We start from the raw sequence: 25,114 nt of genomic DNA on the forward strand, positions 1-25,114 counted from the left end.
AGACAATGCAAAGATGAAAACGATGGAAAGCTAATGTTTATAAGAGAATCAGGATTATTTTAATAAAGTGCTCTTGAGCCAAAAGCCTTTAGCTCAAGAAAAGTAACAATTTTTCGAAAATGAAGATTTATGTTGCAATAATCAAACCAACATCCAGTTCCTGAATGGTTTTCATAAAGGCATCATTCGGTTGCTGATCCGTAAAAATACAATCCACCTGCTTGAGTGAACCTAAGCGAATCATGGCATTACGACCAAATTTACTGCTATCGGCAGCAAGAAAAACCTGACGTGCACTGGAAACGATTTCTTGAGAAACGCAAACTTCCTGAAAATCGAAATCCAGTAAAGTCCCATCCTCTTCGATTCCACTGATTCCTACCAGTGCATAATCGGCTTTGAACTGTTTAAAAAAGTCCGCTGTCGCTTGTCCAATTACCCCACCATCTGGGCGAACACGACCACTAGCAATCAAGACTTCAAAGTCTTCTTTAGTACTGAGGATTTTCGCAACATTAAGGTTATTGGTAATAATCCGCAAACCAGTATGATTTAACAATGCATGCGCAATTGCTTCGGTTGTGGTACCAATATTAATGAATAATGAAGCATGATCTGGAACGGCTGCAGCGACAGCGGCTGCAATCGTTCTTTTTTCTTCCAGCATATGGCCGACACGCATCGTATATTCAGTGTTCTCTACACTTGAATCATGCGCTGCGCCACCATGGTAACGACGTAATAACCCTTCATCCGCCAATTGATTAATATCACGACGGATGGTTTGCGGGGTAACATCAAAATGTTGAGCAAGCTCCTCAATACTGATATAGCCACGTTCTCTCACTAACTCGAGGGTTTTCTGTTGGCGCAATATCAAGCTCATGCTCATCCATCCTGTATTATTTTTTACGTCTTACTCAATCTGGTTATTTTAGCTTAATCTTCCGCCCAATCACGAGTACGTCCGACTGCTTTTAACCAACCTTTATACAGTTTTTCAGTCACTTCCTGACCGCATTCTGGCGTAAAGGTATTTTCGATGGTCATTCTGCTCTTTAACTCGTTCAAGTCAGACCAGAAACCAACTGCCAGACCCGCAAGGAAGGCTGCGCCCATACCCGTTGTCTCTTTCATCGCTGGACGTTCTACCGAAGTGCCCATAATGTCTGCTTGGAACTGCATCAAGAAGTTATTTGCCGTTACACCACCATCCACACGTAAGGTACGTAACTTTTCACCCGAATCCTGTTGCATGGCATCCAGTACATCACGTGTCTGATACGCAATCGATTCCAAGGTTGCACGGATAATGTGTTCAATACTCACACCACGGGTAATACCCAAAATCGCACCACGTGCAGTCGGATCCCAATACGGTGCACCTAAACCAGTAAAGGCAGGCACAACATAGACCCCATTGCTATCTTTTACTTTGGTTGCATAGTATTCAGAATCATGTGAGTCATTAATGGCTTTCAGCTCGTCACGTAACCACTGTACACATGAGCCACCATTGAACACCGCACCTTCCAATGCATAGTTCACTTCACCACGCGCACCACATGCAATCGTGGTCAACAAACCGTGATCTGACTGAACAATACGTTTACCTGTATTCATGAGCAAGAAACAGCCCGTACCGTAGGTATTTTTTGCCTGACCGACTTCAACACACATTTGACCAAACAAGGCTGCCTGTTGATCCCCCGCGATCCCGGCAATTGGAATTCCAATTTCCTGACCACTAATGGTGTGAGTATAGCCATAGACTTCAGAAGAACTACGCACTTCTGGCAACATTGCTTTCGGAATATTTAATGCTTCAAGTAGCTTGTCATCCCACTCCAATGTTTCAATGTTGAATAACATGGTGCGTGATGCATTGGTGTAATCAGTCACATGGACTTGACCATTGGTCAGTTTCCACAACAACCATGTATCAACGGTACCAAATAACAGTTCGCCACGTTCTGCGCGCTCACGACTTCCCTCAACACGATCAAGAATCCACTTAATTTTTGTTGCCGAGAAATATGGATCAATCACCAAGCCCGTCACTTTACGTACGTAGTCTTGCCAACCATCCTGACGAAGCTGATTACAAATCTCATTGCTTTGACGGCTTTGCCATACAATTGCATTGTAGATAGGTTTACCTGTCTGCTTATCCCAGATGACCGTTGTTTCGCGTTGGTTAGTGATCCCAATCGCCGCAATCTGATCACTTGAGATGCTTGCCTGCGCTAAAGCTTCTACCCATACTGCGCTTTGCGTCGCCCAGATTTCCATAGGATCATGCTCAACCCAACCTGGTTGTGGGTAAATTTGCGTAAATTCACGCTGAGCAATACTGATGACATTCGCATCGTGATCCAATACGATTGCACGTGAACTCGTTGTACCTTGGTCAAATGCAACCACGTATTTTTTTTGACTATCTGTAGAGATCATGACATACCTATCCAGACTTGCTTGTGTATAGTGCAATAAATTAAATGCCCGTTAAAAAACGGGCTCTAAATACTGCAAAAAAGCAATGACTTCTGTATTAAATAAAAAACTTGGCAGATTATATGCAAAATTGTTCGAAAACGAAAATTCTTTCTTTAACTTTGAACATAAAAACGATGAATAGCCCGTGTTTTAAAGATAACTCACAATAAAAAACTGTTTTTATGCGATACTAAAAGCAGAAATAACAGGACCATTGATATGAAAAAAACGAATTTATTCTTTCTTGTAAGCGGTACTCTTCTTATTGCAGCCTGTCAAAGCAGTCCACATCAATATAATGGTGTGACTGGCTATCAAATTGAAAATAAAACAACAACTTCGGCGACGATTGCTTATACACTTGCCGCTCACAGCAATCGTGATATTGACGAGAAAAAGTTACAACACGCTTGTAAGCAAGTGTTAGGTGCAGAAAAAAACTACAAAATTTCAGTGCTTAGCGTTAATGAAATTATGAATCCGACACAGCAAGAACAATACGGCGTCAAACTTGGTAACAGTCGCGCAACTTTTGGTCTATCGAACTCACCAGACTTAAATAATAGCGAAGGTTATGCGACCCGTCAGGCACTTGAAACACGTCCAACTACATTAAAAGTTGTACGTTACACCTGTTCTTGATCAGGCTGATTGTGAAAAAAAGGACGTATCCAGCTCAGAATACGTCCTTTTTTTATCATTTTAGAACATCGTGAATAGAGAGATCTTTATCAAATACAGATTTTGCAAAAGGACATAAAGGAATGACTTTTACCTGATGCTGCCTGACGAATGCGATTAATTCATGTAGAAGCTTGTGTCCAACACCTTGACCACGAAATTTATCGCTGACATCCGTGTGGTCAATAATTAACATGCTATCTCCTGCCCATGTATACGCCATTTCTCCCGCTAGCACGCCATCTTCCAACAGCTTGAATGAGCCATGTTTACCATCATCAGTTTGTTCAATTCCCATGTACGCTCCTCATCTTGTTATTCAATCCAGTCGCAAAATTTCATTTTTTAACTTCAATGTTTTAACATGGGCGTTAACCCTGCTTTGTTAAAATTTTATATTTATTTATGAGGCAATCGTGGTCATCCTTAACCACAATCACATTTATTTAGTACGATAAAAACTCACATTTCGAAACTCTTTGGATTCATCCAGATCAGGCCACGTTGTGGCACTACGTTCGTCAATTTTTAGATATTGAGGATGACTAAAATTCTTCACCCGACTATCTGCCACCCACACTTCAGGTGCAAATTTCAAGAATTCATCTAAAAAGAAACGATTACATTGATCATAGAGTACATCGGCTGCTAGCAGCACATCGACTTGCTCTGCTTGATATAAATCCTCCAGATATTCCAGTTCAACATCATTCAATAATGCATTTTCACGACATGATGCCAAACTGACAGGATCAATATCACAGCAAATCACCCGTTTTGCGCCCGCCATTTTTGCTGCAATGGCGACCACACCAGATCCAGCGCCAAAGTCCAGCACCACTTTATCTTTGACATGGTGCGGCTCTGCCAATAACCATTGCGCCATTGCCAGACCAGATGCCCAACAAAAAATCCAGTACGGTGTTTCATTCCAGATTCTTCGGATCACTTCATCATCTAAACGATCTGTTGGAAATACCGGGGGAATTAACCAGAGTGAAATCGGTGTTTCAGGCAGTTGCTGCGCCAGCAAATCCGTGTTTGGAATCACTTCATGCAATGCTTTAAGCAATTGCTCAGGGGCTTTGGCAAATTGAAAAGTACAGCTCATATTTGTTTAATTCTAAAAAAACCCCTCTTAGCGAGGGGTTGTTGATGCTTATCCTAATGCTTTTTCAGCAGCTTCTACGGTTTGACGAATTAATGTGGTAATGGTCATTGGACCGACCCCGCCTGGTACTGGTGTATAAGCAGACGCAACTTCTTCGATGCCGACCAACTGGATATCACCTACACCGCCACCATCACGCGGGTGGAAACCAGCATCAACAACAACTGCACCTTGCTTGATCCAGTCTTTTTGAATTAATTCAGCTTTACCCACTGCACCCACAATAATATCTGCCTGTTTTACAAGATCAGAAAGATTTTGTGTACGTGAATGGCAAATGGTCACAGTTGCATTGGCTTGTAATAGCATCATTGCCATTGGTTTACCCAAAATCGCTGAACGGCCCACCACTACGGCATGTTTACCTGCGATTTCAATATTGTTTTCTTTTAGAATCGTCATGATGCCCGCTGGTGTTGCAGAACCATATGCTGCTTCGCCCATTGCCATACGACCAAAACCAAGACAAGTCACACCATCTACATCTTTTTCTAATGAAATCGCATCAAAACACGCTCTTTCATCAATTTGTTCAGGCACTGGATGTTGCAACAAGATCCCGTGAACATCTGGATTGGCATTTAATTTTTCAATTTCAGCCAAAAGCTGTTCAGTTGTGGTTTCTTTTGGAAGTTCAACTTTAAGAGAATCCATACCGACACGGCGGCAAGCATTTCCCTTCATACGCACATAAGTTGCAGATGCACCATCATCGCCAACCAGAATGGTGGCCAAGATTGGGGTACGTCCCGATTTTGCTTTTAATGCTTCTACACGTACCAACAAATCCGTTTCAATTTGTTTTGCTAATGCACGACCGTCTAAAACCAATGCCACAGCGCATCTCCAAAGTGGGTATGAATGAATTGGGTAAATAATACATGATAATTTGACCAATATTCTTTTAGATGTTGTTTTTATGTGCATATTCGCAATAAACACTATTGTTTTTTTTTTAAAGATTGCTAATATGTGCATCACCAAGAGATGGCGGGGTGGCAGAGTGGTCATGCAGCGGACTGCAACTCCGTGTACGCCGGTTCGATTCCGACCTCCGCCTCCATTGGTAAAGCCCGAGTGGTGAAATCGGTAGACACAGGGGATTTAAAATCCCCCGCCCACAAAGCGTGCCAGTTCGAGTCTGGCCTCGGGCACCATTTTTCAGCTAATGAAATATGGTGCAAATAAAAATCCAGCGTAAGCTGGTTTTTTTATGCCTGAAATTTGGATCACAAGAAAAAAAGCCAAGCACGATAGCTTGGCCTTTGCTACTTTTAAATTTATGCCACCTGTTGAGCAGTTTTCATTGGCAATAAATTTTTATCCAGACTTAACTGATAGCCACGGTTTTGATCAATCGCATATACAGGTTTTTTGATTGAATCCAGATAAATCCATTGGGATTGGACTTGTGTCTCATCAAACTGAACCATCAAATACCCTCTCTGATTCAAATTGCAATAATTCAATTCATCAATCAATGTATTAAAAGCAAATTCGAATTGCTGTAACTGCGCCAAAGGAATATTCAGGTACTTTTCCAAACCCGGTGAAGACACCGAACTGGTGGCAAGCTCTACACCGACAAATGCACCATCTTTACTATATAGATTAGAAGACCATGCATTATGTGTATCCCCTGCCAACACCACGACTTTTTTCTTTAATTGCGCCAAAGTGCCATAAAGAATTTCACGCTCTGCAAAATAACCATCCCACGCATCAAGGTTATAAGGCGCGACAGTTAACACACGTGCTTTTTCTTGTGCAGTTAGCGTCGGATCACCTTTCTGCAAACGGATTTTGAGGGTAATCAGCTCAGCAATCTGTGCATTCATTTTTTCCAAAGTTTCATCACTCGGATTTCCCGAAGTAATTTCTGCCAACGCAAACAGTAACTCAGCGGGTACCAGCATTTTAGTCATGAGAATTTGCTGACCCAAGACATTCCATGTCGCTGTTGATTGCTGCAATTTTCCAAGCAACCAGTCTCGTTGGGTATAACCCATCAAAGTACGTGCGGGATTGGTTAAATCAGCCTGAAACTTGGCAATATCCAGTCCTGTAGCTGTCAGATAGTCGTCATAATCAAGTTGTTCATCACGCGCAATAATACGGGTATCTAACATGGTTAACTGAACCAAATTACCGAAATCGAATTGGCGATAAATCTTGGTATGTTGATCATCAACTGGACGAATCGGCATCCATTCAAAATAAGCCTGTAATGCGGCAAGTTTACGCTCTAAGAAAGGCCCTTCATCTGACTGATGATTTTCCGCACCTTCTCGCCAAGTATCATTGGCTAACTCATGGTCATCCCAAATCACAATAAAGGGATGACGTTGATGTGCTGCCTGCAAATCCAGATCTTTACGATAGAGTGCATAACGCTTACGATAATCATCCAGCTTGATAATTTCCTTATCATTATCTGCGGGTAATGTCCGTCCCAACTCCTTCGCTTCTTCCGTAGCATAGCCAGTGGCACCATATTCATAAATATAGTCCCCCAGATGGATGATCACATCGACATTTTGCTTGGCCATTTCACGATAGACATAAAAATGGCCTGCTGGATAATTCGAGCATGAACACACCGCAAAACTGACTTTAGAGGTGCTGGTGGGCAAAGTCTTGGTTCGCCCGACTGGAGAAATTTTATCTCCAAAGATAAAACGGTAGAAATAACTTTGATCTGGAGTTAACCCTGTCGCATCGACCTTGACGGTAAAATCTTGCGATGCAGCCGTTGTCACTTTATCCGTTTTTACGATCTGCTTAAATTGGTCATCCAGTGCAATTTGCCAAGTGACTTGCAAACGTGCACTGCTGTCATTGGGTGTCAAACGCGTCCATAAGATCACACGATCTTTTAACGGATCACCACTGGCAACCCCATGTTCAAAATTGACTTTTAAAGTTGAAGATTCCTGATCAGAGCTATCATTACACCCTGTGAAGCCAACCGATAAAGATAACGCGCCGAAACCGAATAAACTTTTTTGAATGAGTTCCCGCCGAGAAATTTTTGCTGTCATGTGATAGCTACCTTTACTTTTATTCGTTTAAATAAATGAGTAAAGTTAATTTGCCAACATGAAGCTTTGATCTCAGTTTAATGAAATAATCATGAAAAGAAGCCTTTGCCGTTTATTTTTTATCAGATAACTGCATGAATCGCTTGAAAAGAAAGCAAATAGTGAGTTTTACTCTTGCCAAGTTTTAAAGTGTCCTCTATTATTGCGCACATGCCCGAGTGGTGAAATCGGTAGACACAGGGGATTTAAAATCCCCCGCCCACAAAGCGTGCCAGTTCGAGTCTGGCCTCGGGCACCATTTTTCAGCTAATGAAATATGGTGCAAATAAAAATCCAGCGTAAGCTGGTTTTTTTATGCCTGAAATTTAACACTACAAAATAAAAATGCCCGAGCAAAAGACTCAGGCATTCGATAGAAAACAATAAAGATTATTCCACCCGAATAATTTTACCATTCTCATCATGATGAACAACACTCACCTTCTGCTGACGTCCCGCCTGAATTTCTTGCTCAGGGAGCTCAAAATAACGTGCGTAGTCAGGCAGTGTCTTTTCCACCACATGTTTTTGATGCACACGTTTGGCAGGCAACAATCCCCAAAGCAATAACGCAACTGCACACATAAATAAGGCAGTTACACCGTGCTCAAGACCATCACTAAATGCCGACATCAAACGCTGGGCAATATGGGTCTTTTGTAATTCAACCAACACCCACACCAAAATAAATGGACGCCATAATAATAACCAGGCTGCCCACATCATTGCGGTAGTTGTTGTCGAAAAATAACGTTTATGCCATGGGAGCTGGCGACGTACATCAATAATCAAACTGTCTGCTTTCATTGCTTTTTCTCAGCAAAAATGAATCTTTGCGATTCAACGAATTCCACGATCTGGGCTAATCCAACGGGCACGCTTTTCATCATTACGCAACAGGACCTTTGGAAAGGCGACGATTGTAGCAGTAATCGTGATCAACCAAAACACAAATGGGTACCAAATCATCCAATAATAATTTTTCCCTAGGTTTGGTTCATAACGACTATCCATCCATTTGCTTAAAGCAAACTGAATTAAACAGGTTGCCCCCAATAAAATTCCACTACCATACGGTAAAAATGGTGAGCTGACGATCGCCAATGCTGGTATTGCCAGAATAAAATGCAATAACCAGATCACAGCCATAATAAGCATCAAATATGACCAAATGAGTGTCAAACACAGCTCAAACATCAAAGGCCATAAAAAATTTAATTTTGGTTTCAGGAATACATCAATATTCTTGACCAAAACCTGTGCCCCACCCATAGCCCAACGCAAGCGCTGCTTCCATAAGCCATTTAAAGTTTCAGGCATTAAAATCCACACCAGCGCATTCGGCTCAAAGCGTACATCCCAGCCTGCACGTTGCAGTTTCCAGGTAATATCAATGTCTTCAGTCAACATGTTCGGTGACCAATAATCCACTTGATGCACAGCACTTTTACGGAATGCGGTAATCACACCAGATACGGTAAATAAACGACCAAATGTACGCTGGGCACGTTTGATCATACCGACAATCGAGGAAAACTCACCAACCTGAATCCGTCCAAGCAATGTTGAACGAGTCCGAATACGTGGGTTGCCTGTTACAGCCGCAACCGTTGGATCTTCCAGAAAGTGTCGCATCATCCATTTTGCGGCATGTGGATCCAGCAAGGCATCGCCATCAATCCCGATCAGGAATTCAGCATCAGTCATCAAACTGCCCGCTTGCAATCCCATTGCCTTACCCTGATTTTGTGCCAAATGCACCACACGCAATTTGTCATACTGTGTCGCTAAGCGATCCAGTACTTCCCCTGTATTATCAGAACTACCATCATTAATTGCGATGACCTCAAAATTTGGATAATCCAATTTCAGTGCATGACTAATGGTTTCTTCGGCATTGTCCCCTTCGTTAAAGCAGGGAACCAATACCGCAACTTTTGGGTATTCAGGCAAAGTGGCGGGTTGCTGATAAGGCGGATCCTGACGCTCTTTCCAGTAGAAAATGATTGCTCCAACCATCCACAAATACGACATAAATAAGGGATAGTAAAAAACAAACTTAATGGCGTATGACCACAATAAAGCAATCCAACTCATCTCATTACTCCACTATGGTACTAATTGAGATGATTTTAGACTAAAAGCCTTATGCATTGTTTCTACATCTGGATGTCCTTTGATCGGATCGTCAGGATAATAGGCAATATGCATCGCACCTTGCTCATATAAAGACTTGATTGTCGCTGACATTTCTTCAGAAGGCACCTTTTCATTGTTGCGCCAGTTAATGGCCTGCAATTCCATGACCGTCTTTTTAATGCCATTTGGATATTTTTTCACGCGATTTAAAATATCACTATAGAACTTTTCTGGATTCTCAGATTGTTCCATATAAGGCATCGCCATGATTGCAGTGAAATCATAACGGTTGATCGATTGCTCTAAGGATTGGGCATACCAGTTTTCCGCATACGGATTTAACGCCACTTGTGCATATAGATTACGGGCAGTCACGAGGAAAGGTTGATATTGACGCACCTCTCCTGCCAGCTCCATCGCAAAATCATCTAAATAACGCGTCTTATACGCTGTCCATTTTTGCAAATCAGCATCATTATCACGAATTTTAGCTAAATCAGTTGGTAGACCTTGTTTTGCATAAGCAGCCAAAGCTTCTGGGCTGGCATCTTCATAGTCAGACAAGGTCACGTCATCATGGAACAACAAACCATCAAACGGCGTCGATTTTGCCAAATCCTGATAAATTTCCTTAATGGTTTGACGTGCTTCTGGTGAGAATGGGCTGAGACGGATATAACCCATATTCAAATGGTCACCTTCTTTTGCCTGCTGGGTTTCAACCAGATCTTTGGATACAGGATCCGTTTTTGGCAGCTCCCAAGCCAATAATGGCATCCACGCATATAAACGTTGTACAGGTGTGCGGGTCTGGATTTGCCAAGCCACACGGTTAAACAAGTCCGCACGCATTGGAATATGACGGTTCGGGAAATACACCATATCCGCTGAGCCGTTGGCATCTGGATCAGAGAAAGCTTGTAAATAGACGGTATTGACGCCCATGCCATTAATACGGTCAATCAGATGATCCAGATTACGTTCTTGCTGCTTCTCATCTGGATCATAAATATAGTCCAGATCAACATGCATGATTTTTTGCGGACGATTATTGTCGTTCAGGTTCAATTCACGGTTTTTAATTTCTTGTGCTAGTGCGCTGGTCGACATACTACCCTGAATCAGAATACGACTCATATTCTGTAAGGATTGCTTGGCATGGTCTGCCCCATCATCCAGTGTAATGGTAATTGGCATACCGAGCTGTTTCGCGGCTTGTACCAGTTGCATATTATAACGACCATAAGGCCAGACCATAACACGCGGTGAACGAAGACCATGTGCTTTTAGTAGCTCATTGTTCTTTTTCAGGTCTCCAAAAACACGTGCCTGATAAGTTGCATCACTTTCATAGCTTTTGCTTTTTGGATCATAAATTCGCGCAATTGCAGCAGGTTCCAGATTGCCCTGTGGATTGGCATTAATCCCTTGATGCAAATGATAGCTGTGGCTGGCAATTTCCACCAAGCCACTGTTTTGCATTTCTTTAAGTTCTTCCCAACTCAAGATTTTATTACGTGCAATTTCCTCACCACCAAAGTCCACCTTTTGGCCCGCCTTTGGTTCTAGCCACGATCCGACTACAGCCAAAACAACCGGGATTTTTTTCGCACGAATAATTGGATAGGCATTTTGATAAAAAGATTGATAGCCATCATCAACTGTTAATAAAACAGGTTTTGTGGGTAACTTATATTTACCTTGATGGGCCTTAATCAATTGATCAACATTAATAAAGTGATAGCCATTCTTCTTGAGCCAGTCGATATGCTCACTGAACTGTTGTGCAGTCACCGAATAACTAGGAATCAGCGCATCTTTTCTGTCTGTGATTTCATGATAGCCAATGACGGTTAAGGTGGTCGCATCAATTTTTGGTTTTGCCGCAAAAGTAGTGGTGCTTGCAACCACGCCAAACACAAGACCTAAAAATGCATTTAAGGTCGGAGACACTAAACGTGTTGTCATAGAGATATCGTCTCAAGATTAGAAATGTGCTGATCGCAAAGCATGCCTGAATCATCTTACCGTTTATGGAAACACAAGATGATTTAAATGATCAGCTGGGAATATGGATTGTATTTATAATTTTAAAAACTGAAAATAAACTTAAAAGTATTTTTTATGAAATAAATCACCCGATAACGGCATATTGATTAACAAAAATCTAAAAACTCCTAAGATGACAAGCAACATTAGGAGTTTTCAAGCAGTGAGCGAGTTAAATTAATACTGGATTGACTGAAAATTTGGATGCTCTGCGAGTTGCTGTAAATAATGACGCTCTTTTTGATAAAAATATTTATTTAAACGGTTCACCCATTCTCCACGGCGAAAGGTCAATATTTTTTTATGGACACCATCATATTCCAGCAATACCACATTACTGTCATCTTCCCCTGAGGCTAAACGGGTAATTTTATAATCATGCGGCGCATATTGATGTGAGGGCTGTAATGATCTCAAAATTTCTACTTTATATTCACCATCCAGCCAGTAATGTTTATCCATCAGGGCTTTTTCATTGACCCAGAAACCAGTCTGTGCGCCATCATGCGTATCGATCAGAAAAAAATGATCGAGCTCTCTTAATAATTCTGATGCAGTGATATCCAAATAATCATTCATACCCACCTCTACTCACTCAAATTCTTATCGTTGCTTATTGCCATATTTTTATCGTGGATAAACTACAAGTGACTGTTCCCCCATCCACCCGTAGTAATCCGAAGTGCAAACTTTCACGACCTGTATTGAATAATCGTGCTTTAAAATAGAATCGTAGAAAATTGCTCTTTTAACTCAAAGATATACAGGACTGTATACAGAATCAATATTTTTCTCTTGGGTTGCCGTATAATTCAGATAAAAGAAATTTATATAAAAATCAAAATGTTAGTTGGAGATTGTATTTTTATTAATAGGTATTTGATTTTAAAGTGATTTAGCTCAAAAATAAGACTAAATCACTTTAATTTCGACATGACAAACGTGTTATTCGTCGCGCGTTTTTACATCAAAAAGTTCGATTTCAAAAGTCAGATTGGCATTAGCTGGGATAATTTTCCCAATCTTACGTGTGCCATAAGCCAAGTGTGCAGGAACGATCAATTTACGCTTTCCGCCTACTCGCATCCCCATAATGCCCTGATCCCAACCTTTGATCACACGGCCTGTACCAATCACGGTTTCAAAATAGTTGCCGCGATCAAGTGAAGAATCAAACTTTGTGCCATCTTCCAGCCAGCCGGTATAGTGGGTCGTGATCAAAGCACCACGAACTGCCTCTTTACCTTCGCCTACTTTTAAATCAATAATTTCTAATTCTGCAGTCATTTCTATCTCTCCAAATTACTCAAACCAAGATTATTGCAATTGTTGCCATTGAATGTCGACCTGACCTTTGTCACTTAACAACGACCATTCTCCATCCATAATATTGAGCTGTAATTGCATGGTTCGTTCGCATAAGCTTTCAAGTGCTTGCGTGGTTTGAGGAGCCAATTGCCATACTTGCACATTACTTAAGGTTTTAATCTTGCTATTCTTCTGCCACCAGTCATCTGCCTGTGAGCCATAAGTCACGACTGCCACCTGCTTACAACGTGCGCTGGCCTTTTTGACTTTATCTTCCGATGGGCAACCCACTTCAATCCACTTTTCTAAAAGTCCAGTCAGATCTTTTTGCCATAAAGCAGGCTCATCTGTTTCAAACAAGTCTTTGGTAAATTCCAGACGCTCATCGGCAAAACGTGCATAAGCAAGAATACGAACCATTAAACGCTCAATCGTTTCTGATGGATGCAAAGCAAGTGTCAGTTGGTAATCTGCATAGATATGCTCATCCATATTGGCAATATTCAGGTCTGCCTTATATATTGTTGCTTTTAACGCCATAAACGATACTCTTAAAATGCGGTGCTCTCAAATTTGGCGCTAAGCATACTCTATTTTGGGGGCAAGAATGCGCTGAATTATTCAGGTGGTCGACGAATCTTCAGGATTGCGACAAGCCAACAACTGGGTCTCAAATGCCAGCCAATCCTGCTCAGACTGCGTAATCACCTCAATCCGGTTATCAATGCCCTCTTCGGCAGATTTATAGTTAAATTGCTGTGGATTGAAATTAAAACTTTTCCAGCCCTGATCGGTATTAAAGATTCCCTTAATGCGCACCCAGTCTTGCTGCGCACACAACACATCCAGCAGATCATAAAAATTAAACTGCCAGCGTTTGGGAAGTTTCCAGCCTGCAACCGTATAGCCCTGAGCTGTTTCAATATAATGATAAGGAAGCTGTTTAATCTCAGCGTTTGGCACATGCGTCGGCTGTGCTTGCTGTATCTTTAATAAAGGCTGAATTTTTCGTTGCAGCGCTTGCTGTTGAATATCTAATTGTTGAATATCCACTTGTCCATTTTCAGCTTCAATCCAATATTGGACATAAGGTTCATATTCTTGTTTTAACGCCATATAAGCTTGACGATCTGCTGCTGTCATACAATCGATATGAGATAACACCACAATTTGTGCCGCTTTGAGTTGATCGGTATATAAGTTTTGCTTAACCCATGCCTCGTCATGCAAACGGCTACCATCTACCACAATAACCAAAGCTCGCATCGCCAAACTGCTTTGCCAATGTGGCTCAGTCAATTGTTCCAAAAGTTGAGCTGGATGCCCTAAACCTGTCGGCTCGATAAATAAACGGTCAGGCTTACTTTCAGTTAATAAACGCGCAAGTGCAATTTGCATCGGCAATTGACTACTACAACATAAACAGCCGCCTAATAATTCTTTAACTGCATAACCTTTCTGTTGGCTAATCAGTTGCTGATCGACACCAATTTGCCCAAATTCATTCATCAATATCGCCCAAGTCTCATTCTCAGGCTTTTGCGTCAGTAAATGCTGTAATAAAGTGGTTTTACCCGCTCCAAGAAAACCAGAAATAATATGGGTTGGAACCATTTTGGGAGCAAGAAATTTCACGATGCACTCGCATTAAAAATTTATTTCATTTTAAAGAGAAAAATTTATTAAATAAATTAAAGAATAGAGATTTAATATAATTTGCCTTTTGACTCACTAATTAAAAATAAAGAGATATACATCACAAACAATATCTAGAAAGCTTATTTAATGTTGAAAACTAAATGGTTTATTCAATTAATAGATATTCGTCAAACTTAAATCAATGTTTAAAATACGTAAAAAACCAGCTTGTTTTTTAACCACAAAAACATATTTCCATACATTTTCATCCTTAATTTCTCCATGCTGTTTTACATAGCAACTACATAAAGCGACCCAATATTTCATATTGTTAAGAATGACGTAATAGATTGTTAAGGATGTTGCCGCAAAAACGTTTGGCCCATAGCATGGACCTCATGCCGAAATGAGAGATTTGGATTAACCGAATCATCCATTGATGGCTGTTATTTTAAATGAAATAAGGATGCCAAACATGAAACTTATCAAAACTCTTCTTGCAACAACTCTTACTCTTGCAGCAGCTTCTTCATTCGCAGCAACAGCTGAAGAACAAGCTCAAACTCAGGACCAAGTTGTTGTTTCAACTCAAGAGCAACCTGGTACTCAAGCTGCAACTGATGCTACAGCGCCTGCATCTACTCCAGCACCAACTAACTAAGCAGATCTAAAGATTTCCTCCAAATCTTTAGACCAACATTCGTAATGATCTAACGCTTATTTCATTACCAATGTAAAAAAAGATCGGACCATGCTGCGGTCCGATTTTTTTATTTTTGAATGATCTATAACTTAAAGCATTAGCACTGCGTTGATTTTTTAAACATACTGCATGAAGGTTGATGGACTTCTTGCAAACGCGTTGCTTTACGTTGCTCTGCTGCCTCAAAACGACAACGCTTCCACTCAGTGTCTAAATTTAATTGCGGCACTTCTTTTGGCTTACGCTGCTCATCAACTGCGACCATAGTGAAATAACAGGTATTGGTATGGCGTATGGTTCTGTTCTGAATATTCTGTGCTTCGACACGAATACCGATTTCCATTGAAGTACGGCCAACGTGGTTCACACTGGCCAGAAATGTCACCAGTTCACCCACATAAATCGGCTCTTTGAAATTTACGCGGTCAACCGATAAAGTCACCACATAGCTCCCCGAGTATCGACTTGCACAAGCATACGCAACTTGATCTAACAGCTTGAGGATCGTACCCCCATGAACATTGCCTGAAAAGTTTGCCATATCAGGCGTCATCAAAACGGTCATGGTCAACTCTGACTGGTCGTCAGGTGCCTGGTTCGCTTGATCTAATTGATACATGAGAAGAGCTCATTAAGAATGCAACCTCATTATTATCGTTTATTCATGCAGATAAAAATATGCGCAAAATGCTAAAACATCATCAATTATTTTTATGATCTGTCTATTTATTCATTTGAAATAATGACATTAAAGCTGCTTCTACAAGAGAGATGACATTCTCTCCCACATAAAAACAGCTCCAATTTCAAAAATTCAGATCCTAAGCGGTTTAGCTTAGATTGGCTGAACGAATCAGTCCTACTACGCCATTCACGATCATATCAATCGCAATCGTACCAATCAGCAAGGCAGATAAACGACCAACGATATCAAAATACCGGTCAATATATTTGGCATGTTTATAGCGAAGATGATCATGACCAAATTTCATCAGGATGAGAATACTACAAGTCAAAATCAAGGTTAATGCGATCACCGCCATTGCGCCTGTAAAAGGTACGCTCACCCCTGTTACAACCGCCGCACTAATCGTACCTGGGCCGATCATAAAAGGCATCGCAATTGTACCCGCCAGATGCTCAGGTGCGCCGCGCATTTCACCAATGGTTTCTGCACCCTGAAACACATAACGATAGCCAATGACCAGAAAGATTAAACCGCCAAAAATTTGAAAAGATTCAAAACGCACATTCAAATAGCGACTAAAAATGTTCTCGCCGCCCCAGGCAAACAGGATAAATACCCCAAAAGCAATCAAACTCCCCTGAATCAATGCCTTACTAAATATCTTGGCATCCGTATTGCGGATCATCCCTACCATATAAACACTCATCAGGAAGGGATTTAAGAGTGAGAAAAATAATGCAAACGCATGAATATAAGGAGAAAACATGGCACTCTCGTTATCAGCGGAAAATATTAAAAACGATCAACATAAAAATCAGATATCGCGCTTATGAACCTGCGACCAATGACTTACAACGCGGTGTCACATTCTTGAGCTGATCATCTTTATTCAGATCCAATGTCACCCCTAACCCCAGCAGACTCACGCGTATTTTTGCATTGCTATTATTTAATGCTTTCACATTAAATTTCACGCCTTGATCACTATAAAGCACATTGTCGACCAACTTCACTTTATAAGACATCGCTTCCTTACGATCGTCCAGACACAATACGTCACTTCCCTGACGATTCAGATTTAAGACTGCCATCGACGAACCCGCTTCCCCTGACCAACTCCCTGAAAATGGTAGTTGGGTAGCACTTAACTGATTAAATTGAGCAGGTGTCATGGTTGTTATCGAAGTACAGCCCACCAAAGCAAAAGCGAAAATCCCGGGTAATAAAATGTTCTTCACAACCATCACCTAAACTAATAAAAATAAAAGAATTCCTTCCATTTTCCCACATTTAAGCTTTTTTTAATTTGTAGCGCATGTATATAGCTAGTATCGGAAATGTTAAGAAATTTAGATCACTTCGACGTTACTCCGCTATTTTTTCAACAGTGATCTAAAAATAATAATTGTGAATGAGAATATAAAAATGTTCATTCTTATCTTAATAAATCAATACCGACTCCATTAAATGTGAGCACTTTGTAATAATTAATTTAAATATAAAATTATGACTTGATTTCTACTCGATTCATCTGTAGATTTTCTTTTTGAGCGAGTAATTCAAATGACTTTCCAAACGATCTTTGAAACCTTTCAAACACTTCCAAATGGAACGGATGCTTACAAACAAATAAAAAACCAATGTGAACAGGCAATTATCAATGCCGAAAACCCTCTGGAGCATTGTGCCTTATTGCTGGTTTATGGTTTCACAAAAAACTATGTTTTGCTCTACGAAGATCAACCTGTCACCCCTGATTTTTCAAACAAGGTAAAAGCCCAACTCATTCATTATATGCAGGAAATCAGTACTGCTTTAGCCACTGAGGATGCAGCTTCAATCCTGACTGCCTTAAATCATATTTCTAAACAATACATCGATAGTTCTAGAATTTTCTAGTGAGTTAAGGCGCGAAAAATAAAGGACAAGGTTCATCTATTTTCAGTATCGCTTCTAAATAACGTCTCATTATTATTTTTATACTGAGATTATTATTTAGAAGCGACTCAATATAAATAAAATATGAGATGTTTTAAATACATCTCATATTTTATGTCGTGCATAAAAACATATAATATTTATCTTAAAGAGTAACCTTTATATTTTTAGATCAGAATCGTCTTTGCGTGACTCACAATATGTTCAGTCAAAAGCTGTAAAGGATTGGATTGCTGATTCCAGTGATGCCAATACAATGGCACTTCTATTTTCGCTTCTGGTAGCAACTCAACCAGAGTATCCGCTTTATTTTCACTCACCAACTGAAGCTCCGGCACCATGCCATAGCCCAATCCCAATTTAATTGCAGTCACAAAAGATTCCGAAGAAGGAATGAAATGACAAGGATAGCTGCCTTTCATTAGACCGTAACCTTTTTCCAGAATATCGAAATGCATACGATCTTTATCATTAAAGATAATCGCAGGTGTAGTCCTTAAGCTTTCCCGATGAATACCGTCTGCAAACCATTTTTGACTAAATTTTTGAGTCGCAACCATTCGATAACGCATCACACCCAAATATTCAGTATGACAGCCCCGCATCGGCTTATCTTCAATCGAAATACAAGCACTGACCGTTCCCTTCTCTAATAAAGAATAGGTATGAGACTGGTCATCTATTCGAATCTCAAGCGCAATTTTCTGTTTGATCAGAACGTCTTTTAAGGTCGGCAATAACCATGTCGCCAGAGAATCAGCATTTGAAGCAATCACCGCCTTAAAAAAGTTTGATTCAACGCCACCCGTCAGATCGTGCAGCATGTTTTGTTCTAAACGCTTTACATGCTGCAAATGCTCAAATAACTGTTGTCCAGCTTGTGTAAGAACACAAGGACGACCACGGATCAATAACAGCTTGCCCAGCTCTTTTTCCAAAGCCTGCACTCTTAATGTGACAGCAGAAGAGGTAATGCAAAGCTGTGCCCCCGCCTGTTCAAAACTTCCATTCTCCGCAACTGCGAAAAAAGCTTCACATTGTTTAGTATCTAGCATCACAAACCTTAAAAAAATTTAGGCAACCCAAAACAATCTTAATTTTACTGACTTTTCTAATTTAAAAAAGATAATAGCAAACATAAATTTTCAATACGCAAAATCTCCCTTTCTTTCAAGATCAGATTGAATGCTCCGTCAGAAGTTAAATCAACGGCATCAGCTCGGATCCAGAAAGATAAATCCATCTCCACCACAATTATTGAGGAGCTAAAAATATGACCGCATTCTTCTATGGGCTAGGTATCGGCTTTTCTTTAATTTTAGCTATTGGCGCACAAAATGCCTTTGTATTAAAACAAGGCTTAAAACAGCAGCACGTTTTTTGGGTCTGTTTAATCTGTGCACTTTCTGATTCTATTCTGATCTATTTAGGTGTGACTGGTTTCTCGAAAATTGTTGTCGATTATCCTCTAATTGTCACGCTTGCAAAATATTTTGGTGCAGCATTCTTATTTCTCTATGGACTCAGAAATTTTTATTCAGCCATTCACAATAATGCTGGACTCAATCCAAGTGAAATTGAAAAAGACTCATTACTTAAAATTATAGGTATGTGTCTTGCCTTTACCTGGCTGAACCCACATGTGTACTTGGATACCGTGATTCTAGTAGGTTCTATTTCTGTGCAGTTTGCAGATCAGATCTATTTATTTGCAGCAGGCACTATTCTGGCTTCATGGATTTTCTTCTTTGCTCTCGGTTACGGTGCAAAAGTATTGCTACCTTTATTTAAGAAAGCCGTTTCATGGAAAATTCTAGATGTGCTGGTCGGTATCATAATGTGGGCGATTGCCACTAAATTATTGTTCTAAATCATCAGACAATAAAAAAGCCCTTGTTTTCACAAGGGCTTTTTCGTATTTGGCGGAAGCGGTGTCCGTCTAACACCAATCCTAAGAAGTCCAATCCAATATTATAAATTAATATTTTTCAATTAATTACAATTACACCCATCCAACTCAGTCTTGTCTAATCCGACTATTTCCAGTATTTTATGAGGGGTAATTTGAGGGGTAGACAATAACATGCCAAAGAAAGCTAAAGAGCTATCTGCGCTTAGTGTAGCAAAAATTAAAGAGACTGGTCGATATCACGTAGGTGGTGTTGATGGTCTTTGTTTAAACGTCGAAGGAACTTCCCGTGTCTGGATTTTACGTGCGGTGGTGGGAAAACATCTGGATAAAGATGGAAAATTAAAACCTCATCGACGTGATATTGGTATTGGTCCATACCCTGAAGTTTCTTTAGCTGAAGCTCGTGCTAAAGCCACTGAATTAAAATTACAAATACGAAGTGGTATTGATCCAATTGTCCATCAACAGGAACAGCTTGCAAAGCTTCATGTTCAGCAACTACGGAACAAAACATTCATGGAATGTGCAAAAGTTGTTATTGCCAATAAAACCCGTGAACTCAAAAATGAAAAACATATTGGACAATGGTCATCAACACTAGAAACTTATATTTACCCAACTTTGGGCAATCTTACTATTAGTAACATTACCAAAGCCGATATTGCTGAAGTTTTAAGACCTATTTGGGTTGAGAAAAACGAAACAGCCAAACGTATCCGTGGTCGTATAGAAACCATTTTTGATTATGCCAAAGCAATGGGATATTTTGAGGGTGACAACCCTGCCGAATGGAAAGGCAATCTTGAACCTATATTAGGTAATTTAAAGCAGGAATCACGCCCTCACCCATCCCTGCCCTATGAACAGGTTGCTGAGTTTATCCAACACTTAAGACAGAAAAAAGGAATTTCACCAAAAGCTCTGGAATTTGCAATTTTAACCGCCTGTCGCTCTGGTGAGATTTTTGGGGCGAAATGGCAGGAAATTGATTTTAAGAATAAAGTCTGGATTATTCCTAAAGAACGTATGAAAGCAGAAAAGGAACATCATGTGCCTTTGTCGAAAGAAGCGATAAGTTTGCTTGAATCAATTCAAAATCATACTCTAATTCAAGATTTCATCTTCCCTGCGCCACGGAGTGGTGAGATGCTTTCTGATATGTCTTTGACGACCCTAATCAAACGACTGCATGAGCAAAAGCTTAAAGAAAATGGCTTAGGCTATATTGATCCCAAACAAAACCGAGTCATTACAACGCATGGCTTTCGGTCTACTTTCCGTGATTGGTCGGCAGACAAAACAGATTACCGTAGAGAAGTGTGTGAACATGTTCTCGCACACAAACTTCCAGATAAGGTTGAAGCTTCTTATTTACGTGGAGGCTATTTAGAAAAACGTAAAGGCTTAATGGCTGATTGGGCAACATATATCATGCACAAATAGCCTGAAGCCATGTGGTACAGCTCAAAAAAGTACAATCCCAATTACAAAAACACTTAATATAAAAATAAGAGATAAAGGAATTTTATCTCTTATAAATCTGAATTTTAATTGCTCATCCATCCAACTAATTTGATGTTCCCAAAAGAATTTGTAATGAGCATACCAATTACTAAAAAGGATCTGCTTACTTATCCCACACTCGCTTTAAGTAAGCGAATCCGAAATAGAGAAACGCTGGCGTAACACTATAAGTAGCTAAATAAAAAAACAATATAGAAAATCTAACTCCACCCATGAGAGGTGGAGTTAGCTTGATTTATTTCAGTGAATGTATTGATTATTCTTGATTGTCTAAATACTTTTCAGCATCCAATGCTGCCATACAACCCGAACCAGCCGAGGTAATCGCTTGACGATAAATACTGTCTGCCACATCACCCGCAGCAAATACACCCTCGATAGATGTAGCTGTTGCATTACCCGTAGTTCCACTTTGGACTTGGATATAGCCATCACGTAGGTTCAATTGACTTTCAAACATTCCTGTATTGGGTTTATGTCCAATCGCAACAAACAAGCCTTGCACTTGAACATCTTGGATACTTGCATCTTGAGTGGATTTAATACGTACCGCCGTTACACCTGTGTTGTCACCTAAAACCTCATCAACTTGATGGTTCCAAATAATGCTGATTTTGCCCTCTTTTTCTTTGGCAAAAAGATGGTCTTGCAAAATCTTTTCAGAACGCAGACTGTCACGACGGTGTACCAGTGTCACATGTGCAGCGATATTTGACAGATATAAAGCTTCCTCAACCGCAGTGTTACCACCACCAACCACCATGACATTTTGGTTTTTATAGAAGAAACCATCACAGGTTGCACAGGCACTCACACCCTGCCCCATGAAAGCTGCCTCTGACTCAAGACCTAGATATTGAGCCGTTGCACCTGTTGCAATAATCAGTGCATCACAAGTATATTCACCCATGTCACCTTTGAGTACGAATGGGCGAGTTTTGAGATCCACCTCATTGATGTGATCATAGACCATTTCTGTACCAAAGCGTTCTGCATGCGCCTGCATACGCTCCATGAGTACAGGACCAGTTAAGCCCTCAGCATCGCCAACCCAATTATCAACTTCAGTCGTTGTTGTTAATTGCCCGCCTAATTGTAGTCCAGCAATCAATGTTGGTTTGAGGTTGGCACGAGCTGCATATACGGCTGCACTATAACCCGCAGGTCCCGAACCTAAAATAATTAAACGAGAATGTTGATTTTGCATTTAATTTTCTCCAGCATTCTACAAACTTCGCTGATTAACACGTTTTGATAATTCTTCAGCAGATTCTTTACGCTCAGAATAACGATCAGTTAAATACTGACTTTGCCCCCGTGTCAGCAAGGTGAATTTATACAGCTCTTCCATCACATCCACGATACGGTCGTAATACGATGATGCTTTCATTCGCCCATCTTCTTCAAACTCTAAAAATGCTTTTGGAATTGAAGACTGATTCGGAATCGTGATCATCCGCATCCAACGCCCTAAAATACGCATTTGATTGACACTATTGAAAGATTGCGAACCACCACTGACTTGCATTAGTGCCAGTGTTTTTCCTTGAGTGGCACGAATCGCACCACCTGCCAATGGAATCCAATCTATCTGTGACTTAAAGATCGAACTCATTGAACCGTGACGTTCAGGCGAACACCACACCATGCCCTCTGACCATGCCAAAAGCTCATGTAGTTCTTTTGCTTTTGGGTGTTCCATATCCGCATCTTCTGGCAAAGGTAGCCCTTTCGGATGAAAAATTTTAACCTCAGCACCAAACTGTTCCAAGATTCGACCTGCTTCCATCACGGCTAAACGACTATACGAACGCTCACGGTTAGAACCATATAACAACAAAATACGTGGCGCATGATCTAACGATTTAGCTTGAACTTTTTCCAAAGTTGGCTGTTCAAGTAGCTCCATATCAACATTAGGAAGATTCATTACAATTACACCGATTTAAAATACTTTTTTCTGAGCCATAGAGACACACTCACTAAAGCGATCAATACAGGTACTTCAACTAAAGGACCAATCACGGTGGTAAATGCCACAGGTGAAGCCAAACCAAAGGTTGCAATCGCTACAGCCAAAGCCAACTCAAAGTTATTACCAGCAGCCGTGAAAGAAATTGCTGTGGTTTTAGGATAGTCATTGCCCATCCATTTACTCATAAAGAAGCTGATGAAAAACATCACAATAAAATAAATCGTGAGTGGGATTGCGATACGCAGAACATCCAATGGTAAGCTCACTACATCACCACCTTTTAGGCTAAACATTGCCACGATGGTAAAAAGAAGTGCCAATAAACTGAGTGGGCTGATCTTGGGTAAAAAGACATTTTGATACCAATCTAAGCCTTTGGCTTTGACCAAAACCAAACGAGTCAAGAAACCAAGAAGAAATGGAATCCCCAAGTAAACCAACACCGCATGGGTAATCGTCCAGAAATCAACATTGATCACTTGCCCTGCAATACCGAAATAGGGTGGCAAGAATGTGAGGAACAGCCAAGCATAGGTACTAAAAAACAGAATCTGGAAAATACTATTGAATGCCACCAACGCTGCTACATATTGGTTATCACCACAGGCTAAACCATTCCACACCAAGACCATTGCAATACAGCGAGCCAAACCGATCAGGATCAAGCCTGTCATGTACTCTGGATAGCTATGTAAAAAAATAATTGCTAATGCAAACATTAATACAGGCGCAATCACCCAGTTCTGCACCAAAGACAAAGTTAAGGTTTTCTTGTCTTTAAACACTTGTGGCAAAGTAGCATAGTCCACTTTGGCTAAAGGTGGATACATCATCAGAATCAAACCAATCGCAATTGGAATATTGACGGAATCCACACTCATTTTGTCTAAAGTAACGGAAGCTTGCGGAAAGAACACACCTATCGCAATCCCCAATGCCATGGCGATAAAAATCCATAGAGTGAGGTTACGATCTAGAAAAGATAATCTTTGTTGAGCCATGATGTTCTCATTCAATATGCGAAATTTGATTGATTGCTGCAATCAAATCTGGGCGAGACATATGAGTTGTATCTAGTGCCAATAAAGCGTCTAAGCGGCGGTTGATATGATCAACAGTAACTTGGAATGCTTTTAATTTTTCTTCTTTCGGCAAATCTAAATGTGAAGGATCAGCCAAGCCCCAATGTGCCTTAATCGCTCCACCTAAATAAAGTGGACACGCTTCTTGAGCTGCTGAATCGCAAACAGTAATCACGACGTCAGGTTGATATTGTTCGCAGTCATCAATGGTTTTACTCCACAAACCATCTGTTGAGAGACCAAGATTTTCTAAAGTTTCTATAGTCAATGGATGTACTTGCCCTGATGGCTTACTACCTGCACTGTATGCTTTCCATCCTTCAGGCGCACGACTGTTAAAAAGGACTTCTGAGAGGATGCTACGGCAACTATTTCCAGTACACAAAAAAAGAAATTTCATATTCTATTACTCACAATAGCTATTTATTTGGATATTTTGGGAATCTTTATTTACTATGGTTTGACTGCTTACCAAAAGATTCAGAACGTCATGGCACCACATTGGTAATTGCGGATTAATGCTGTAATACACCCATTGGCTTTGTCTCCTGTCCTGTAAGAGACCAGAAGAACGCAATAACGCTAAATGCCTAGAAATCTTTGGCTGACTCAGTTGCAACTTTTCAGTCAAATCACAAACACATAATTCTTTATTCTCAGCGACTAAAGTCACGATATTTAGTCGAGTTTCATCTGATAAGCATTTAAAAAAATTAACTTGGTCCATTCT

At 40.5% G+C, this 25,114-nt stretch carries 28 protein-coding genes and 3 tRNA genes; 8 read left to right on the forward strand and 23 right to left on the reverse strand.

Features of this window, described 5'->3' with window-relative positions; translation table 11 throughout:
• Positions 1-127: 127 nt before the first annotated feature.
• Entirely contained in the window at positions 128-886 is a 759-nt protein-coding gene (locus AWW72_RS04125) for a DeoR family transcriptional regulator (protein ID WP_047426606.1), read from the reverse strand.
• Between the two features lie 53 nt (positions 887-939).
• Complete coding sequence (gene glpK, locus AWW72_RS04130) at positions 940-2,454, reverse strand: glycerol kinase GlpK (protein ID WP_047426602.1); 1,515 nt, start codon at positions 2,452-2,454, stop codon at positions 940-942.
• A gap of 261 nt (positions 2,455-2,715) precedes the next feature.
• On the opposite strand from glpK, the gene AWW72_RS04135 reads away from it, so the two are divergent.
• Positions 2,716-3,138 (forward strand): hypothetical protein, encoded by a 423-nt coding sequence (locus AWW72_RS04135; RefSeq protein WP_004770368.1) that lies wholly within the window; start codon positions 2,716-2,718, stop codon positions 3,136-3,138.
• 55 nt (positions 3,139-3,193) lie between these two features.
• Here the strand turns inward: AWW72_RS04135 and AWW72_RS04140 are convergent, their stop codons facing one another.
• From AWW72_RS04140 to folD, 3 genes are all read right to left on the reverse strand, one after another.
• A complete protein-coding gene (locus AWW72_RS04140; RefSeq protein WP_047426598.1) occupies positions 3,194-3,475 on the reverse strand; it encodes a GNAT family N-acetyltransferase in 282 nt (93 codons plus the stop codon).
• Positions 3,476-3,619: 144 nt separating this feature from the next.
• Complete coding sequence (locus AWW72_RS04145; RefSeq protein WP_047426595.1) at positions 3,620-4,288, reverse strand: class I SAM-dependent methyltransferase; 669 nt, start codon at positions 4,286-4,288, stop codon at positions 3,620-3,622.
• A gap of 48 nt (positions 4,289-4,336) precedes the next feature.
• A complete protein-coding gene (gene folD, locus AWW72_RS04150) occupies positions 4,337-5,185 on the reverse strand; it encodes a bifunctional methylenetetrahydrofolate dehydrogenase/methenyltetrahydrofolate cyclohydrolase FolD (protein WP_005259091.1) in 849 nt (282 codons plus the stop codon).
• A gap of 152 nt (positions 5,186-5,337) precedes the next feature.
• Here folD and AWW72_RS04155 point away from each other — a divergent pair.
• Together AWW72_RS04155 and AWW72_RS04160 are read left to right on the forward strand one after the other, a co-directional pair.
• Positions 5,338-5,411, forward strand: a tRNA-Cys gene (locus AWW72_RS04155).
• A gap of 8 nt (positions 5,412-5,419) precedes the next feature.
• A tRNA-Leu gene (locus AWW72_RS04160) sits at positions 5,420-5,505 on the forward strand.
• 123 nt (positions 5,506-5,628) lie between these two features.
• On the opposite strand, the gene AWW72_RS04165 is transcribed toward AWW72_RS04160, so the two are convergent.
• On the reverse strand, positions 5,629-7,389 hold the full coding sequence (locus tag AWW72_RS04165; RefSeq protein ID WP_062846539.1) for an alkaline phosphatase D family protein: 1,761 nt from the start codon (positions 7,387-7,389) through the stop codon (positions 5,629-5,631).
• Positions 7,390-7,601: 212 nt separating this feature from the next.
• Between AWW72_RS04165 and AWW72_RS04170 the strand changes: the two genes are divergently transcribed.
• Positions 7,602-7,687, forward strand: a tRNA-Leu gene (locus AWW72_RS04170).
• 131 nt (positions 7,688-7,818) lie between these two features.
• Here AWW72_RS04170 and pgaD read toward each other — a convergent pair.
• The 7 genes from pgaD to AWW72_RS04205 form a co-directional block, all read right to left on the reverse strand.
• A complete protein-coding gene (pgaD, locus tag AWW72_RS04175) occupies positions 7,819-8,235 on the reverse strand; it encodes a poly-beta-1,6-N-acetyl-D-glucosamine biosynthesis protein PgaD (protein WP_005259094.1) in 417 nt (138 codons plus the stop codon).
• A gap of 33 nt (positions 8,236-8,268) precedes the next feature.
• A complete protein-coding gene (gene pgaC, locus AWW72_RS04180; RefSeq protein ID WP_062846540.1) occupies positions 8,269-9,525 on the reverse strand; it encodes a poly-beta-1,6-N-acetyl-D-glucosamine synthase in 1,257 nt (418 codons plus the stop codon).
• Between the two features lie 12 nt (positions 9,526-9,537).
• Positions 9,538-11,535 (reverse strand): poly-beta-1,6-N-acetyl-D-glucosamine N-deacetylase PgaB, encoded by a 1,998-nt coding sequence (pgaB, locus tag AWW72_RS04185; RefSeq protein ID WP_062846541.1) that lies wholly within the window; start codon positions 11,533-11,535, stop codon positions 9,538-9,540.
• A gap of 258 nt (positions 11,536-11,793) precedes the next feature.
• On the reverse strand, positions 11,794-12,195 hold the full coding sequence (locus AWW72_RS04190; protein ID WP_004770378.1) for a hypothetical protein: 402 nt from the start codon (positions 12,193-12,195) through the stop codon (positions 11,794-11,796).
• Between the two features lie 366 nt (positions 12,196-12,561).
• Positions 12,562-12,903, reverse strand: coding sequence for an FKBP-type peptidyl-prolyl cis-trans isomerase (locus tag AWW72_RS04195; protein WP_004770379.1), 342 nt, complete (start codon positions 12,901-12,903; stop codon positions 12,562-12,564).
• 30 nt (positions 12,904-12,933) lie between these two features.
• Positions 12,934-13,464, reverse strand: a complete 531-nt coding sequence (locus tag AWW72_RS04200) for a YaeQ family protein (RefSeq protein ID WP_062846542.1) — start codon at positions 13,462-13,464, stop codon at positions 12,934-12,936.
• A gap of 81 nt (positions 13,465-13,545) precedes the next feature.
• Positions 13,546-14,559, reverse strand: a complete 1,014-nt coding sequence (locus AWW72_RS04205) for a CobW family GTP-binding protein (protein ID WP_062846543.1) — start codon at positions 14,557-14,559, stop codon at positions 13,546-13,548.
• Positions 14,560-15,037: 478 nt separating this feature from the next.
• Between AWW72_RS04205 and AWW72_RS04210 the strand changes: the two genes are divergently transcribed.
• Positions 15,038-15,223 carry a hypothetical protein gene (locus AWW72_RS04210; protein ID WP_004770385.1) on the forward strand — a complete coding sequence of 62 codons (186 nt, stop codon included), beginning with the start codon at positions 15,038-15,040 and terminating at the stop codon, positions 15,221-15,223.
• Positions 15,224-15,362: 139 nt separating this feature from the next.
• On the opposite strand, the gene AWW72_RS04215 is transcribed toward AWW72_RS04210, so the two are convergent.
• From AWW72_RS04215 to AWW72_RS04225, 3 genes are all read right to left on the reverse strand, one after another.
• A complete protein-coding gene (locus AWW72_RS04215; RefSeq protein WP_004770386.1) occupies positions 15,363-15,884 on the reverse strand; it encodes an acyl-CoA thioesterase in 522 nt (173 codons plus the stop codon).
• Between the two features lie 211 nt (positions 15,885-16,095).
• Positions 16,096-16,719, reverse strand: a complete 624-nt coding sequence (locus AWW72_RS04220) for a MarC family protein (protein ID WP_004770387.1) — start codon at positions 16,717-16,719, stop codon at positions 16,096-16,098.
• A 61-nt stretch (positions 16,720-16,780) separates the two neighbouring features.
• Positions 16,781-17,197 (reverse strand): J517_1871 family lipoprotein, encoded by a 417-nt coding sequence (locus AWW72_RS04225; RefSeq protein ID WP_062846544.1) that lies wholly within the window; start codon positions 17,195-17,197, stop codon positions 16,781-16,783.
• A gap of 319 nt (positions 17,198-17,516) precedes the next feature.
• Between AWW72_RS04225 and AWW72_RS04230 the strand changes: the two genes are divergently transcribed.
• Positions 17,517-17,852, forward strand: coding sequence for a hypothetical protein (locus tag AWW72_RS04230; protein ID WP_062846545.1), 336 nt, complete (start codon positions 17,517-17,519; stop codon positions 17,850-17,852).
• A gap of 206 nt (positions 17,853-18,058) precedes the next feature.
• Here AWW72_RS04230 and AWW72_RS04235 read toward each other — a convergent pair whose 3' ends face one another.
• Positions 18,059-18,946 (reverse strand): LysR family transcriptional regulator ArgP, encoded by an 888-nt coding sequence (locus AWW72_RS04235; RefSeq protein ID WP_062846546.1) that lies wholly within the window; start codon positions 18,944-18,946, stop codon positions 18,059-18,061.
• A gap of 218 nt (positions 18,947-19,164) precedes the next feature.
• On the opposite strand from AWW72_RS04235, the gene AWW72_RS04240 reads away from it, so the two are divergent.
• Positions 19,165-19,761: a LysE/ArgO family amino acid transporter gene (locus AWW72_RS04240; protein WP_005259114.1), complete on the forward strand. Its 597-nt coding sequence runs from the start codon at positions 19,165-19,167 to the stop codon at positions 19,759-19,761.
• 213 nt (positions 19,762-19,974) lie between these two features.
• A complete protein-coding gene (locus AWW72_RS04245) occupies positions 19,975-21,246 on the forward strand; it encodes a tyrosine-type recombinase/integrase (RefSeq protein ID WP_004699746.1) in 1,272 nt (423 codons plus the stop codon).
• A gap of 21 nt (positions 21,247-21,267) precedes the next feature.
• On the opposite strand, the gene AWW72_RS19815 is transcribed toward AWW72_RS04245, so the two are convergent.
• From AWW72_RS19815 to AWW72_RS04270, 6 genes are all read right to left on the reverse strand, one after another.
• The gene (locus tag AWW72_RS19815; protein ID WP_323807942.1) at positions 21,268-21,438 is read right to left on the reverse strand and encodes a hypothetical protein; all 171 of its coding nucleotides are present in this window, start codon (positions 21,436-21,438) and stop codon (positions 21,268-21,270) included.
• Positions 21,439-21,583: 145 nt separating this feature from the next.
• On the reverse strand, positions 21,584-22,534 hold the full coding sequence (trxB, locus tag AWW72_RS04250; RefSeq protein WP_004699744.1) for a thioredoxin-disulfide reductase: 951 nt from the start codon (positions 22,532-22,534) through the stop codon (positions 21,584-21,586).
• A gap of 18 nt (positions 22,535-22,552) precedes the next feature.
• Positions 22,553-23,257 (reverse strand): arsenical resistance protein ArsH, encoded by a 705-nt coding sequence (gene arsH, locus AWW72_RS04255; protein WP_004699742.1) that lies wholly within the window; start codon positions 23,255-23,257, stop codon positions 22,553-22,555.
• Positions 23,258-23,262: 5 nt separating this feature from the next.
• Positions 23,263-24,303: an ACR3 family arsenite efflux transporter gene (gene arsB, locus AWW72_RS04260; RefSeq protein ID WP_004699740.1), complete on the reverse strand. Its 1,041-nt coding sequence runs from the start codon at positions 24,301-24,303 to the stop codon at positions 23,263-23,265.
• Between the two features lie 7 nt (positions 24,304-24,310).
• Positions 24,311-24,784, reverse strand: coding sequence for an arsenate reductase ArsC (locus AWW72_RS04265; RefSeq protein ID WP_004699737.1), 474 nt, complete (start codon positions 24,782-24,784; stop codon positions 24,311-24,313).
• Positions 24,785-24,790: 6 nt separating this feature from the next.
• Complete coding sequence (locus AWW72_RS04270) at positions 24,791-25,111, reverse strand: metalloregulator ArsR/SmtB family transcription factor (protein WP_004699734.1); 321 nt, start codon at positions 25,109-25,111, stop codon at positions 24,791-24,793.
• Positions 25,112-25,114: the final 3 nt, after the last annotated feature.

The sequence above is a fragment of the Acinetobacter sp. NRRL B-65365 genome, from assembly GCF_001605865.1.
GTDB lineage: Bacteria > Pseudomonadota > Gammaproteobacteria > Pseudomonadales > Moraxellaceae > Acinetobacter > Acinetobacter vivianii.

Excerpts from the sequence above, each read along its gene's own strand:
- AWW72_RS04125 (WP_047426606.1), bottom strand. The coding sequence starts at position 886 with ATGAGCTTGATATTGCGCCAACAGAAAACCCTCGAGTTAGTGAGAGAA.
- glpK (WP_047426602.1), bottom strand. The coding sequence starts at position 2,454 with ATGATCTCTACAGATAGTCAAAAAAAATACGTGGTTGCATTTGACCAA.
- AWW72_RS04135 (WP_004770368.1), top strand. The coding sequence starts at position 2,716 with ATGAAAAAAACGAATTTATTCTTTCTTGTAAGCGGTACTCTTCTTATT.
- AWW72_RS04140 (WP_047426598.1), bottom strand. The coding sequence starts at position 3,475 with ATGGGAATTGAACAAACTGATGATGGTAAACATGGCTCATTCAAGCTG.
- AWW72_RS04145 (WP_047426595.1), bottom strand. The coding sequence starts at position 4,288 with ATGAGCTGTACTTTTCAATTTGCCAAAGCCCCTGAGCAATTGCTTAAA.
- AWW72_RS04165 (WP_062846539.1), bottom strand. The coding sequence starts at position 7,389 with ATGACAGCAAAAATTTCTCGGCGGGAACTCATTCAAAAAAGTTTATTC.
- pgaD (WP_005259094.1), bottom strand. The coding sequence starts at position 8,235 with ATGAAAGCAGACAGTTTGATTATTGATGTACGTCGCCAGCTCCCATGG.
- pgaC (WP_062846540.1), bottom strand. The coding sequence starts at position 9,525 with ATGAGTTGGATTGCTTTATTGTGGTCATACGCCATTAAGTTTGTTTTT.
- pgaB (WP_062846541.1), bottom strand. The coding sequence starts at position 11,535 with ATGACAACACGTTTAGTGTCTCCGACCTTAAATGCATTTTTAGGTCTT.
- AWW72_RS04190 (WP_004770378.1), bottom strand. The coding sequence starts at position 12,195 with ATGAATGATTATTTGGATATCACTGCATCAGAATTATTAAGAGAGCTC.
- AWW72_RS04195 (WP_004770379.1), bottom strand. The coding sequence starts at position 12,903 with ATGACTGCAGAATTAGAAATTATTGATTTAAAAGTAGGCGAAGGTAAA.
- AWW72_RS04200 (WP_062846542.1), bottom strand. The coding sequence starts at position 13,464 with ATGGCGTTAAAAGCAACAATATATAAGGCAGACCTGAATATTGCCAAT.
- AWW72_RS04210 (WP_004770385.1), top strand. The coding sequence starts at position 15,038 with ATGAAACTTATCAAAACTCTTCTTGCAACAACTCTTACTCTTGCAGCA.
- AWW72_RS04215 (WP_004770386.1), bottom strand. The coding sequence starts at position 15,884 with ATGTATCAATTAGATCAAGCGAACCAGGCACCTGACGACCAGTCAGAG.
- AWW72_RS04220 (WP_004770387.1), bottom strand. The coding sequence starts at position 16,719 with ATGTTTTCTCCTTATATTCATGCGTTTGCATTATTTTTCTCACTCTTA.
- AWW72_RS04225 (WP_062846544.1), bottom strand. The coding sequence starts at position 17,197 with ATGGTTGTGAAGAACATTTTATTACCCGGGATTTTCGCTTTTGCTTTG.
- AWW72_RS04230 (WP_062846545.1), top strand. The coding sequence starts at position 17,517 with ATGACTTTCCAAACGATCTTTGAAACCTTTCAAACACTTCCAAATGGA.
- AWW72_RS04235 (WP_062846546.1), bottom strand. The coding sequence starts at position 18,946 with ATGCTAGATACTAAACAATGTGAAGCTTTTTTCGCAGTTGCGGAGAAT.
- AWW72_RS04240 (WP_005259114.1), top strand. The coding sequence starts at position 19,165 with ATGACCGCATTCTTCTATGGGCTAGGTATCGGCTTTTCTTTAATTTTA.
- AWW72_RS04245 (WP_004699746.1), top strand. The coding sequence starts at position 19,975 with ATGCCAAAGAAAGCTAAAGAGCTATCTGCGCTTAGTGTAGCAAAAATT.
- trxB (WP_004699744.1), bottom strand. The coding sequence starts at position 22,534 with ATGCAAAATCAACATTCTCGTTTAATTATTTTAGGTTCGGGACCTGCG.
- arsH (WP_004699742.1), bottom strand. The coding sequence starts at position 23,257 with ATGAATCTTCCTAATGTTGATATGGAGCTACTTGAACAGCCAACTTTG.
- arsB (WP_004699740.1), bottom strand. The coding sequence starts at position 24,303 with ATGGCTCAACAAAGATTATCTTTTCTAGATCGTAACCTCACTCTATGG.
- AWW72_RS04265 (WP_004699737.1), bottom strand. The coding sequence starts at position 24,784 with ATGAAATTTCTTTTTTTGTGTACTGGAAATAGTTGCCGTAGCATCCTC.
- AWW72_RS04270 (WP_004699734.1), bottom strand. The coding sequence starts at position 25,111 with ATGGACCAAGTTAATTTTTTTAAATGCTTATCAGATGAAACTCGACTA.